This is a genomic window from Pseudoalteromonas undina (assembly GCF_000238275.3).
GTDB classification, from domain to species: domain Bacteria; phylum Pseudomonadota; class Gammaproteobacteria; order Enterobacterales; family Alteromonadaceae; genus Pseudoalteromonas; species Pseudoalteromonas undina.
Genome location: NZ_AHCF03000004.1, coordinates 391,653 through 405,469 on the forward strand (window position 1 = coordinate 391,653; position 13,817 = coordinate 405,469).

Below are 13,817 nucleotides of genomic sequence, written 5' to 3' on the forward strand. Positions count from 1 at the left end.
TAATATAATATTAACAGGAAATAATTACAGATGACTCTGCCTAGTTCTCAATCTGCAAATGCAATCCGTATGCTTGCTGTCGATGCTGTTCAAAAAGCTAACTCTGGTCACCCAGGTGCGCCAATGGGAATGGCCGATATTGCCGCTGTGCTTTGGCAAAAATTTCACCGTCACAATCCATCAAACCCTAGCTGGGTTAACCGCGATCGTTTTGTATTGTCAAATGGCCATGGCTCAATGCTGCAATATGCGCTATTGCACCTAAGCGGTTATGACGTCAGTATTGAAGATATTAAACAGTTTCGCCAATTACATTCTAAAACACCTGGTCACCCAGAGTACGGTTATACTCCAGGGGTCGAAACAACAACTGGACCACTAGGTGCCGGTATTGCTAATGCGGTAGGTATGGCGATTGCTGAAAAAACTTTAGCGGCACAATTTAACAAACCACATTTTGATATCGTTGATCACTTTACTTATTGCTTTTTAGGCGATGGTTGTTTGATGGAAGGTATCTCTCATGAAGCTGGTTCATTAGCGGGTACTTTAAAGTTAGGCAAACTGATCGCTTTTTGGGATGACAATGGCATCTCAATTGATGGCGAAGTAGAAGGTTGGTTTACTGACGATACGCCAAAGCGTTTTGAATCATACGGTTGGCAGGTTATTAGTGGCGTTGATGGTCACGACATGGCTGCGATTGCCAGTGCTATTGAAGCGGCACAAGCGAACCCTGAGCAACCAACGCTTATCTGTTGTAAAACAGTGATTGGTTTTGGTTCACCCAATAAATCAGGCAGTCATGATTGTCACGGTTCACCACTGGGTAATGATGAAATTGCAGCGGTTCGTGAGCAACTAAATTGGCCACATCCAGCGTTTGAAATTCCACAAGATGTATATAATGAGTGGAATACTCAAACTAAAGGCCAAGACTTAGAAAGTGCCTGGCAACAAACCTTTGCCGCATACAGCAAAGCGCACCCTGAATTAAGTAACGAGTTTAACCGTCGTGTGATGGCTAAATCATTACCGAATAATTTTGCTGAACTTGCTGATCAATACATTACTAAGTGCCAAGATGAAATGCAAAACATTGCAACGCGTAAATCATCACAAAATGCGATTACCTTTTTTGCCCAGCAATTACCTGAATTAATGGGCGGCTCTGCTGACTTAGCTGGCTCAAACTTAACTTTATGGCCTGATGCAAAGGGCTTACAAGAAGACGACGCGGGTAACTATGTATTTTATGGGGTGCGTGAGTTTGGCATGAGCGCCATTATGAATGGTATTGCATTACATGGTGGCTTTATCCCATTTGGTGCTACATTCTTAATGTTTATGGAATATGCACGTAATGCTGTGCGTATGTCTGCATTAATGAAAGCGCAAAGCATTTTTGTCTACACTCATGATTCTATTGGTCAAGGTGAAGATGGCCCAACTCATCAGCCGATTGAACAAATTGCCAACCTGCGTATGACACCTAATATGACGACGTGGCGCCCATGTGATGAGGTTGAAACAGCTGTTGCGTGGCGTCAAGCTCTAATAAAAGAAGCTGGCCCAAGCGCGTTGATCTTTAGTCGCCAAGGCACCAAAGCTATGCCGCGTGATAAAGCGCAGTTAGACAATGTAGCAAAAGGGGGTTACACCCTCGTTGAGTGTGAGCAAACACCAGAGCTAATTTTAATGGCAACAGGCTCTGAAGTTGAATTAGCGGTTAATGCGGCAGCTGAGCTAACAGCTCAAGGCAAACAAGTGCGTGTTGTTTCTATGCCATCAACCAATCAGTTTGATTTACAAGATAAAGCATACCGCCAAAGTGTATTACCTGCAGGTGTGGCTAAAATTGCCGTCGAAGCTGCACACAGTGATTTTTGGTATAAATACGTTGGCCAAGATGGTGATGTATTAGGTATGACTACTTTTGGTGAGTCAGCACCGGGTGCTGTATTGCTGGAGCATTTTGGTTTTACCGTAGAGAACTTAGTTGCTAAGGCAAATGCGTTATTAAACGACATCTAGGTTAAAGTTTTACCTGATAAAAAGCCCGCTGATTTAATTAAATCAGCGGGCTTTTTTATATCTTTAATTCGAGCTCTCGATAATGATTGATCATCAAGAGCCCAATTTAGTTAATGATTTAGACTAGCTCAGCTAAGATTGCTTCTAGTTTTTCTTGGTCAATTGCAAACTGACGAATGCCTTGGCTTAGTTTATTTGTTGCCATTGCATCTTGGTTCATTTCCCAGCGGAACGCTTGTTCGGTCATAGGCTCTGGGGCAGCAACTGTTTCAGTGGTAGGAGCAAGTTGACGCGCTAAAGGTGCATCTGTTGCTGCCAGTTCTGATAATAGCCCTGGGCTGATGGTTAATCTATCACAGCCTGCTAGCAACTGAATTTCGTTGATGTTTCTGAAACTTGCGCCCATAACGATGGTTTTATAATCATGCTTTTTGAAAAAGTCATAAATATGAGTCACTGATTGCACGCCTGGATCGTTAGCACCGCTAAAATCAGTATCAGTATTAGTAGCTTTATACCAATCCAAAATACGCCCTACAAATGGCGAAATTAAATAAGCACCTACCTCAGCACAGACACGGGCTTGGGCAAACGCGAATACCAGCGTTAAGTTACAACGAATACCTTGTTGCTCAAGTACTTTTGCCGCTTGAATACCTTCCCATGTTGACGCTATTTTGATCAACACCCGTGATGTATCAATATCTTGCTCTTTATAAAGTGCAACGAGCTCAAGCGCTTTATTAATCGTTGCTTGAGTATCAAATGATAAGCGCGCATCGACTTCAGTAGATACTAAACCTGGGACTTGCGCCATTAGGTTTGCACCAATCAATACTGATAACTTATCGGCGGCTTTACTGATCACTTGTGCATTGTCATTGGTTTGTTGCTTAGCCCAAGCAACGGCTTCAACAGCCAGTGGACGGTATTTTTCAATTTTAATCGCATTGAGTAATAACGATGGATTTGTTGTGGCATCTTGCGGCTTATATTGGTCGATCGCTTCAAAATCACCGGTATCAGCAACCACAGTGGTCATGGTTTTTAATTGTTCTAATTGGCTAGACATAGGCATCCTATTTTATCATACAAAATAAATTAATGGCTTTTAGCATTGCTTACAACATGGTTTAAGCCCTTTTTTAGTGCAAAACATTAGTTTAAAGGGCACAGGTGTCACGACTATTTCAGAATTAATCTGTTAATAATATTTTTATAATACCTTTACAACCCGTCATTATTGATATTATCATACAAATAACAGTAATGACTAACATTGTTAGTATCCAATTAGTGAAAGGTATTTATGTCTCGTTATACATTGGGCTTAGATTATGGCTCTGATTCAGTAAGAGCACTGCTTGTTGATGTAATTACAGGTAAAGAGCTGGCTAGCCATTTAGTGAATTATCCGCGTTGGGCGCAAGGTTTATATTGCGACCCAAGTAAAGACCAATTTCGTCAGCATCCACAAGACTACATCGACAGCTTGATTGAGGTCGTCAATGGACTATGGCAACAAGTACCTGCGGGAACTGCGGATAAAGTAATAGGTATGAGTTTTGATACCACGGGATCAACCCCGGTGGCTATTAATAACCAAGGTACGCCTTTAGCGCTGACAGAAGAATTTGCTGAAAACCCTAATGCGATGTTCATTCTTTGGAAAGACCATACGTCGATTAAAGAGGCGAATGAGATCACCAAAGCCGCGACCAATAACGAGGTTAATTATCTTTCACATATGGGCGGTATCTATTCATCAGAATGGTACTGGGCAAAAGCACTACATATTTTTAGAGATGATGCGGCTGTAAAAGCGGCAACTTACTCGTGGGTAGAGCATTGTGACTGGATGACTGCATTAATGTGTGGCACCACTCACCCAGAAGTATTAACGCTGGGACGTTGTGCTACGGGCCATAAACAAATGTGGAATGAGCAATGGGGTGGTTTCCCACCAAATAGTTTCTTCAGCAATATTGACCCATTATTAGATGGTGTGGTTGATACGCTTAATGCCACAACTCAACCGAGTGACCAAGTCGCTGGTAAATTAACAGCGCAATGGGCTGATAAACTTGGTTTATCACAGAATGTAGTTGTAGGTTACGGTGCTTTTGACTGTCATATGGGGGCAGTGGCTGCCAATGTGCGTCCAGGTGTTTTAACTAAAGTAATGGGCACTTCAACCTGTGACATTACTGTTACTTCAAAACAGCAACTAGGCGATACGTGCGTTAAAGGTATTTGTGGTCAGGTTGATGGTTCAGTTATTCCAGACATGATTGGCCTTGAAGCGGGGCAATCTGCGTTTGGCGATTTATATGCATGGTTTAAAAATCTGATGCTATGGCCGACTCGCCAATTAACAAATTTAAACGACGTTGAACAAAACTTGATAAATAAAATTGAAGACTCAATTTTAGTTGATTTATCAAAAGCTGCCAGTGCATTACCGGTTAAAAATACCGATGTAACAGCACTTGACTGGGTCAACGGCCGTCGCACACCTGATGCAGACCAAAGCGTAGCAATGGCCATAACGGGCATGAAAATGGGCACTGATGCGCCGCAGTTCTTTAAAGCATTAGTTGAGGCGACGGCTTTTGGTGCTCGTGCTATTACTGAACGTTTTCAAAATGAAGGCGTGCCAATTGAATCAGTGGTGGTAATTGGCGGTATTTCGAAAAAATCAGATTACGTAATGCAAACCTGTGCGGATGTATGGAACTGCCAAATTGACGTACTTGAAAGTGAGCAAAGTTGTGCGCTTGGCGCTGCCATTATGGCCGCAGTGGCTGCCGGTGAATATGCAACGGTTGCTGATGCACAGCAAGTGATGGCGTCTGCTGTGTGTCATCAATACCTACCAAATCCAGAGCGTGTTGCTGTTTATGATGAGCTATACGCTAATTATCAAGCGCTGGCACAGTATGTTGATGGAGCAAAATCATGAGCTACACAGAGTTAAAGCGTGAAGTATTTGAAGCCAATATGGAATTACAACGTCGTGGTTTAGTAATTTATACCTTTGGTAATGTGTCGCAAATTGACCGCGACAAAGGTGTCATTGCGATTAAACCAAGCGGTGTGTCGTATGACCAAATGAAAGCGGAAGACATGGTGATTGTTGATTTAGAAAACAACATTGTTGAGGGCAGTATGCGGCCATCTTCAGACACCAAAACCCATATCCATCTGTATCGTCATTTTAATGAGATTGGTGGCGTTACCCATACTCATTCAACCTACGCAACAGCATGGGCACAAGCAAAACAAAGCATTCCGTGCTTTGGTACGACACATGCTGATTATGTGCACGGTGATATTACCTGTACGCGTGAGCTTACTGATACGCAAGTAAATGGTGATTATGAGCTTGAGACTGGTATTCAAATTACCGATGCTTATAAAGACCGTGACCCAAAAGCAGCACCTATGGTGATTGTGGCAGGGCACGCACCGTTTACGTGGGGTAAAGATGCAGCGCAATCTGTTTATCACGCGGCGCTGCTAGAAGAAATTGCTCGCATGGCTTACCTAACTCGCACGCTTGATCAACATGCAGGTGCACTTAAAAAGTCTGTGATGGATAAACATTATTTAAGAAAACACGGTAAAGATGCCTACTACGGCCAAAGTAACCGTGGCTAACCAGTACAAGAGGAATTTATATATGCCGTCGTCAATCAAAGAAGTTTGGTTTGTAACTGGGTCACAACATTTATATGGCCCAAAAGTGTTAAACACCGTTGCAGATAATAGCGCTGCAATTGTTGCAGGTTTAAATAGCGAAGCTAATTTACCGGTTAACTTAGTGTGTAAGCCAACGGTGAAAACGCCTGAAGAAATTCATGCGGTGTGCCAAGCAGCAAACACCGATCCTAATTGTGTAGGTCTAGTATTATGGATGCATACGTTCTCACCCGCGAAAATGTGGATTGCTGGATTAAACGAGTTACGTAAACCATGGTTACACCTTCATACGCAATTCAATGCCGCGCTACCGTGGGCTGATATTGATATGAACTATATGAATACCCATCAAAGTGCCCACGGTGACCGTGAATTTGGTTTCATTGGTACTGTAATGCGCAAAGAGCGCAAAGTGGTTGCTGGCCACTGGCAACGTGCTGACGTACAAAAGCAAATTGATGATTGGTGTCGCGCAGCTAAAGGGTGGGCTGAGAGCCAAACACTTAAAGTGGCACGTTTTGGCGATAATATGCGTCAAGTTGCGGTTACTGAAGGTAACAAAGTTTCAGCACAAATCACCTTTGGTTATGAAGTACATGCCTTTGGCGTAGCGGAGCTCGTTAAAGTTGTTGATACCGTAACGGATGCCGAAGTAGATGCGCAGCTTGAAGTATACAAAACTGACTATGTGATTAGCGATGAAACGCTGCAAGATGATTACAAAGTATCGATGCTACGCAATGAAGCACGTTTAGAGCTTGGTATGGAGCGCTTTTTAGAAAAAGGTGGCTTTAAAGCATTCACTAACTGTTTTGAAGATTTATCAGGTTTATCAGGTTTACCAGGACTTGCAACGCAGCGCTTAATGGCGAAAGGCTTTGGCTATGGCGGCGAGGGCGACTGGAAAACAGCTGCCATGGTACGCATCATGAAAGTAATGGGTGAAGGCCGTGAAGGCGGTTGTTCATTCATGGAAGACTACACCTATAACATGGGCGATACTGACCAAGTATTAGGTGCTCACATGTTAGAAGTGTGTCCATCAATTGCTGCGCAAAAACCACGCCTTGAAGTTCACACTCATACCATTGGGGTGAAATGTGATGTGGGTCGTTTATTGTTTACTGCTAAAGCAGGTGAGGCAATTAACGTTTCGCCAATTGATATGGGTAATCGTTTTCGTATATTAATTAACGAAGTAGACACGGTAACCCCACCGGCTGAATTACCGCATTTACCGGTTGCATCAGCATTGTGGGAGCCAAAACCTAACCTATCAGTAGCGTCTGCTGCGTGGATCCATGCAGGTGGTGCACACCATACTGCGTACAGCCAAGCTGTTACCACCGATATGATCGTTGATTTTGCTGAAATGGCAGGTGTTGAAACCATGATTATTGATGCTGATACCAGTATCCGTGGTTTCAAAACAGAACTACGCCACAATGCAGCGTATTACATGTTAAAACGTGGGCTTTAATCACTTATAACGGCAGTGATCTAAGTTAACTAAATAAGCCAACTTTATAGTAAAGTTGGCTTTTGTTTTCTCAGAATTTGGAGTACAGATGCTCGATCTCACAAAATACCAAGGTATTATTTTTGATATGGATGGCACACTTATCGATTCGATGGGCTCTCATTTAAAAGCATGGGAGCTAACCTGCTATGCGTTTGATTATCCGTTTGATTATGATTATATGTATGGCTTAGGTGGCGTACCAACACTTGCCACAGTTGATATTCTTAATGAAAAATTTGGACTTAGTCATGACGCAGATGCCGTTGCAGAGCAAAAACATCAGTTTTGGCTAGGTTTAGACAGCAAACCAGAAATCATAACTGAAACAGTCGATGTATTAAACTATTACCATGGCAAAATGCCAATTGGGGTAGGTACTGGTGCGGATCGTGCGCATGCTGTTGACCACTTAACCCATACAGGGTTAATTGATAAGATTAAAACTTTAGTCACCGCCTGTGATGTTCGCCACGGTAAACCTCATCCTGAAACTTTCTTAACAGTAGCAAAGCAAATAGGTATTCAACCACAAAATTGTGTAGTGTTTGAAGACACGCAAATAGGTTATCAAGCAGCGACTGCGGCGGGTATGGATTGTATTTTAGTCAAAGACGGCAAAATACAACTAAAAACTTAGGCGAATAAATTTGCAATTACCTGTCAAATTGTATTATAAAAGTATAAATACAATTATAAAAAGGTTATTGGTATGTCATTGCAATGTGTAACTCAGCGCCTAACAGCGGTTCATCAGTCGTCAACATCGATTAAAAAATTATCTCGCGGTATCTTTGCAGTGGCAGTGTCTTTATCAATAGCCTTAACCCCCGCGTGTGCTCACCAAGGAGACAATATGACCAATTCACCTTCTGCATTACTGCGTGCTTACGGCAAGCTGGCAGATCAAACTCCGATCAACCAAGTAACTTTAACCAATAGTAATGGCGTGAGCGTTGATGTGATCAATTATGGTGGCATCATAACGCGCATCGAAACGCCAGACAGCAATGGCAACATGGGTAACATTGTTTTAGGTATGGATAATCTGGAAGATTATACGAATTCAACCACTTACTTTGGTGCAATCATTGGTCGATTTGGTAATCGTATTGCCAATGGTAAATTTAGCCTTAACGGTACCGACTATCAATTAGCCACTAATGATGGCGATAATCACTTGCACGGTGGCGTGCAAGGTTTTGATAAAAAAGTCTGGACTATGGCGCCATTTAGTACAGAAAACAGTGCGGGTGTAACACTTAAGCTTATAAGTCCTGATGGCGATCAAGGTTATCCAGGTACCTTGACCACGCAAGTAACTTATACGCTGACCAATAAAAATACCCTAAATATGCAATTTGTGGCAAAAACAGATAAGCCAACCATCATCAATATGACCCAGCACAGCTATTTTAACTTGGCGGGTAAGGGCGATATTCTCGATCATCAAATGCAAATCAACTCAAATGCAATTACCCCTGTGGATAGCGGTTTGATCCCAACAGGTGAGTTGATGCAAGTGGCTAGCACGCCGTTTGATTTCAGAAATTCAAAAGCGATTGGCAAAGACATTAATATTGATGATGAGCAGCTAAAGCTTGGTAAAGGTTATGACCATAACTTTGTACTTAAAAACAAACCTAATCATGATTTGATTGAAGCCGCTAATGTGTATGAACCAAGCTCAGGGCGTACATTGACTGTATATACCGAAGAGCCAGCGGTACAGTTTTACTCGGGCAACTTTTTAGATGGCAGCAGTAAACAAGCTTCAGGTTTAGTACATAAATTAAGAAGTGGTTTTTGTTTAGAGCCACAGCACTTTCCAGACGCGCCTAATCAGCCAAGATTCCCAAGCACGACATTGCTCCCAGGTGAGGTTTACTCAACTCGTATCGTGTATGAGTTTGGTACTAAGTAATAATCTTGCTCGATAAGCGTAGAGTGCCGTTTTTACACTGACGAACTCTATGCTACGGGCAACAACAGAAATCTAAAAAAGCAAAGCTTTCGAATCAAACCATCGCTCAATATGGATGGATAATAAAAATCAAGGGTGATAACAACAATGAATGCACAACATCACTTGCGCACTAAATTAAAGCGTACTGCTAAAGCAACAGGCCTTGTAGGTTTATTCGCTTTGTCTTTAAGCTCACTTAGTGGTTGTGAATCTACAACCCGCGCAGACACACAACAAACACAAGATGCAGCACCAATCGCGAACGCAAAAGCACCTACGCAAGATGATGGCGTGTTTACTAATCCATTATTTCCTAATGGTGCCGATCCATGGCTTGAGTACTGGGATGGTAACTATTACCTAACGACGACGACATGGACATCTGAATTGGTGATGCGTAAATCACCTACTTTAGCAGGACTTGCCGATGCAACCCCAGTAAATGTATGGTCAGCGACAGATCCTGCGCGTTGTTGTAACTTTTGGGCGTTTGAATTTCATCGTGTTAAAGGCCCTGATGACTACCGTTGGTACATGATGTATACAGCAGGGACTGATGGCACATTAGATAACCAACACCTTAATGTATTAGAAAGTGCTGGTGACGACCCAATGGGTCCGTATGAGTACAAAGGCGCGCTCATGCCTGACGTATGGAATATCGATGGTAACTATTTAAGCTACAAAGATAAGCTGTATGTTATTTATTCCCAGTGGCAGGGCGATCAACAGTTAAACATTATTGCTGAAATGGAAAACCCGTGGACGCTGAAAAAAGGCACGCCACATACTGTGATCACACGTCCTGAACTTGACTGGGAGATCAGCGGACGTAAGGTAACTGAAGGTGCTGAAATTTTGCAGCATAACGGTCGTACTTTTATGACTTACTCAGCAAGCTTTTGTAACACGCCAGATTATAAGTTAGGTATGTTAGAACTGGTGGGTGATGATCCGCTAGATGCAAACAGCTGGAAGAAGTTTGAGCAACCAGTGTTTGAACGCACAGATGAAGTATTTGGGCCAGGTCATAATGGCTTTTTCACTTCTCCAGATGGCAGCGAAGATTGGTTGGTATACCACGGCAATGACTCAGTAGAACATGGTTGTAGTGCCACACGTTCTTTACGTGCGCAAAAATTTACTTGGAATGATGATGGCACGCCAAACTTTGCAAAACCTGTAACACCGGGTGTTGAAGTAGCTCCGCCATCAGGCGAATACGGACCACTGGTTACTCGTGTGCAAGGTCAGCGTTATAACCTAGTAAATGCAACTAGCGGTTTGTGTTTAGACATTGCAGCCGATCCTCAAGATGCGCGTGCTGTGCAACGTCAATGTGCTGCAACCAATGGTCAGTGGGTGATTGATGCCACTACAGATGGCTTTGTCCGTTTAGCAAATCGCGAAGACAGCAAGTTTTTAGAGTTGGCTAATTGTAGCGATGCTGATAATGCGAAAACACAATCTGCAGCGTGGCGTAATAACTTCTGTCAGCAATGGAAAGTCTCCCCAAGCACTGATGGAAATGTCACCATTACGAATCGCTACACTGAAAAATCATTAGCCGTAGCAGGGTGTTCAGGCGCACAAAATCAAGCAGTGTTACAGCAAGGCAAAGACACGGCATGTGGTGACTGGCAATTACAGCTAGTTGGCAGCGTGGCAGTAATGAGCCAACAAAGCGGTAAAGCGTTGAGTGTTGCTGGTACTGTTAAAGCAGGCACTAATGTTGAGCAACAAGCGTTTACTCATAGCGATGCCCAGCAGTGGTTTTTTGCACCAACAGATACTGGTTACGTTGCTATAAAACAAGACCTTGATAGCGATTACTGCGCTGCTGTGGCAAACAATGCCTTGGTACCTGGCGCTAATGTTGAAATGGCCTCGTGCGAAACTAAAACAGCCCAATGGCGCATTGCTCCTGTTGCAGGTGGCGGGGTGATGTTGATCAACCGTTATACAAAACAAGCGCTGGGTTTAAGTGATTGTGGTCTTGCAGATAAAACTAATTTTGCACAACAACCTGATTTAGGAAACAAGTGTCAGATTTTCCACCTTCGTGAACCTAACTAGTCACTAAACATGTTCGACTCTTACCAAGCCACTACTTTGTTAGTGGCTTTTATTTGGTTTGCTGCAAATTAGTGAATTTTATTAGCCCATTTTTCACCAGCTGGTGTCCGGCGCCATTTAAAATACTCATCAAGTGTTTCTAAGGCTTGTTTGTCTGGTACAGGGCCAACTTTCGCTTGCTGTTGAAAATACATAGTGCTTGGCTTTTCGTTATTAAAAGCGGGCCAATGGGGCAAGGTATTGTCATTTGGATTGCCATTTTTGGCAAAATTAGTCCAATAGGTGGCCATTGTTTGTGACATTTTTAAATCGTTTTTGGTTACATTCGGATCTGATTTATTTAGATTTTTAAACATGTAGGCAATTTCATGGCCATGGCCAGCACCATGATCTTCATTTTTGGCGCCTTTTTCACGCTTTGGGTGATGGTCGAAGTAATAAAAGTATGCAGGGGCTTTACCATACTGACTTTGTAACTTAGCCCAACTCCATGTATGCCAACCAAATGCTGCATCGCGAACTAGATTTCGAGCACTGCGAGGAATGCTGTTTTTTGCAACAGGGTAAGCTTCAAGTAAGCTCGGTGCAAATTGACCAAAACGGGTTTTTACTCCATCAACAAAATTATTAACATCAGGGTCCCACACAAAGCTGACGCCTTCATCGGAATTATAGCCAACTAAGGCTGGGACATCATTAAACTTGCCTTGTTGATAGAGTTTATATTGGTCGCCTTTGATCACATAACCGTCAACGATAGGCCAGCCACCAGGCAGTGACCAACCTTTTGGTATAAAGGTGTCTGCGCTCATTTTTCGTAGCTGTGCAATTGAGGTTGTGCCAAACTGTTTTACATAGTCGAAACCTTCTGCTTGAGCCCGCTCTAAGGTCGACATGTTTTCACCAGGGTAGTTTTTAATGCGAGTAGGGCCAAATGAACCGCCACTTTGCGAAATAACTTTGTTAAATAGACCACTTGCTAACGGTGACGCTGCAAGCATACTCACTGATATACCGCCCGCGGATTCACCCGCAATAGTGACATTGTTAGCATCACCACCAAAATGGCTGATATTGTTTTTAAGCCACTTTAAGGCGGCTATTTGATCGAGCAAACCATAATTTCCAGAGACACCTGCTGGGCTTTCTTTATTAAGTTCCGGATGGGCTAAAAAACCTAATTGACCGACACGATAGGCGATAGACACTACGATAACGCCTTTATTCGCAAGCGCCACACCATCAAAAATAGGATCGGATGAACTGCCAAAACTAAAGCCTCCCCCGTAAATCCAAACTAATACAGGGAGCTTTTCATTATCGGATTGTGCGGGTGTCCAAATATTTAAATATAAGCTATCTTCACTGACTCCAGATACCGGATTGCCTGCCTGTATTGGTGCTGGGGCATATTCTTGTGCTTTAAGTACACCTTGCCATTTTTCAGCCGGTTGCGGGGCTTTCCAACGTAATTCACCAACGGGTGGTTTAGCAAACGGCACGCCTTTAAAAACCGCCAGGTTTTGCTGGGCGGTGCCCTGAAGTTTACCTTGTGCCACAGTGACTTGGGTGAGCGGCTCAGCGTTTACACAGGCCGTTGTTGCAGTTAAAAATGCAGCATATAAAAGCCGCTTAAGTGTTGAGGTGTTCATAATCATTCCTTTTCAAATTGCTTTGCTTTTATATCCCAATTAATAAAGTCAGCTGTATTACCCTGCAAAAATAGCGTTGCATTGGTTTGCTTATCTTTTAATTGCCAATCCAACCATTTGATAGCTAACTTTGAGAACGAACCACCAAACGGCTGTTCAAACGTTCCTGAATGCCCCGCGGTTTTATGATTAGCAAACACAATTGGCACATGATTTATACGCTGATAATCAAGCTTGGCATTTTCTGTGGCAATATCGGTTGGCCCACCAACAAGGTATATAACAGGGGCATGTAAATTCTTTAGTGAGTCAACATCGGCGCTTGCCATGGTCATATCACCAATACCTGAATTAAACATTAAATAACTGCTGACTCTTTCATCTGCTGCAGTGGCAAGTAGTTGCGCGCCGCCACACGATTGGCCTGCAATAGCGATTTTCTTAAGGTTTGCGCTTTGGTAAAATTCACTCAGCGGATTTGCAGATTGCGCTGTGATCCAATCAATCGCGTGAGGGATCATGCTATTACTGGCTTTATTTAAGGGCCTGTCATCAAGGCTGTTTTGCATTTTTCCTAATGCAATCACTAAGTAACCATGCGAGGCAATGTCTGAGAGCATATGCTCAAAGGGATATGATGTATCCATGCAGCCGCCGTTCGCAAATACTACAACGGGTGGTTTTATTGACTGATTTAACTCGTTCGGGCGGTATATAACATAGTTACCTAACGAGGTTTCAGTGGCTGCAATGGCGCTAAATGGGCCACTGCCACCTTCGTCTATCACTTTAAAGTCGGCTGTTTTAGCAAAGCCAAGTGAGGGTATCAAGCATAGTAAGGTGATGAAAAGACGTTGCATAGCCCCTT

At 43.0% G+C, this 13,817-nt stretch carries 10 protein-coding genes; 7 read left to right on the forward strand and 3 right to left on the reverse strand.

All coding sequences use genetic code 11. The features are described 5' to 3' along the window. The first annotated feature begins 30 nt into the window (after positions 1-30). On the forward strand, positions 31-2,034 hold the full coding sequence (gene tkt, locus PUND_RS16695) for a transketolase (protein WP_010389211.1): 2,004 nt from the start codon (positions 31-33) through the stop codon (positions 2,032-2,034). 118 nt (positions 2,035-2,152) lie between these two features. On the opposite strand, the gene tal is transcribed toward tkt, so the two are convergent. Continuing rightward, positions 2,153-3,106, reverse strand: a complete 954-nt coding sequence (tal, locus tag PUND_RS16700) for a transaldolase (RefSeq protein WP_010389210.1) — start codon at positions 3,104-3,106, stop codon at positions 2,153-2,155. Between the two features lie 237 nt (positions 3,107-3,343). Here tal and PUND_RS16705 point away from each other — a divergent pair, with 237 nt between their 5' ends. From PUND_RS16705 to PUND_RS16730, 6 genes are all read left to right on the forward strand, one after another. Further along, positions 3,344-4,996: a ribulokinase gene (locus PUND_RS16705; protein WP_010389208.1), complete on the forward strand. Its 1,653-nt coding sequence runs from the start codon at positions 3,344-3,346 to the stop codon at positions 4,994-4,996. Continuing rightward, positions 4,993-5,694: an L-ribulose-5-phosphate 4-epimerase gene (locus tag PUND_RS16710; protein WP_010389205.1), complete on the forward strand. Its 702-nt coding sequence runs from the start codon at positions 4,993-4,995 to the stop codon at positions 5,692-5,694. The genes PUND_RS16705 and PUND_RS16710 overlap by 4 nt, the downstream gene beginning before the upstream one ends. 22 nt (positions 5,695-5,716) lie before the next feature. Next, positions 5,717-7,216 (forward strand): L-arabinose isomerase, encoded by a 1,500-nt coding sequence (gene araA / locus PUND_RS16715; RefSeq protein WP_010389204.1) that lies wholly within the window; start codon positions 5,717-5,719, stop codon positions 7,214-7,216. An 88-nt stretch (positions 7,217-7,304) separates the two neighbouring features. Then, positions 7,305-7,895, forward strand: a complete 591-nt coding sequence (locus PUND_RS16720) for an HAD family hydrolase (RefSeq protein ID WP_010389203.1) — start codon at positions 7,305-7,307, stop codon at positions 7,893-7,895. A gap of 72 nt (positions 7,896-7,967) precedes the next feature. Beyond that, a complete protein-coding gene (locus tag PUND_RS16725) occupies positions 7,968-9,179 on the forward strand; it encodes an aldose epimerase family protein (RefSeq protein ID WP_010389202.1) in 1,212 nt (403 codons plus the stop codon). Between the two features lie 147 nt (positions 9,180-9,326). Beyond that, positions 9,327-11,297: a family 43 glycosylhydrolase gene (locus PUND_RS16730; protein WP_010389201.1), complete on the forward strand. Its 1,971-nt coding sequence runs from the start codon at positions 9,327-9,329 to the stop codon at positions 11,295-11,297. Positions 11,298-11,365: 68 nt separating this feature from the next. Here the strand turns inward: PUND_RS16730 and PUND_RS16735 are convergent, their stop codons facing one another. Together PUND_RS16735 and PUND_RS16740 are read right to left on the reverse strand one after the other, a co-directional pair. Then, complete coding sequence (locus PUND_RS16735; protein ID WP_010389200.1) at positions 11,366-12,949, reverse strand: carboxylesterase/lipase family protein; 1,584 nt, start codon at positions 12,947-12,949, stop codon at positions 11,366-11,368. Between the two features lie 2 nt (positions 12,950-12,951). Next, positions 12,952-13,809 carry an alpha/beta fold hydrolase gene (locus tag PUND_RS16740; RefSeq protein ID WP_010389199.1) on the reverse strand — a complete coding sequence of 286 codons (858 nt, stop codon included), beginning with the start codon at positions 13,807-13,809 and terminating at the stop codon, positions 12,952-12,954. Positions 13,810-13,817: the final 8 nt, after the last annotated feature.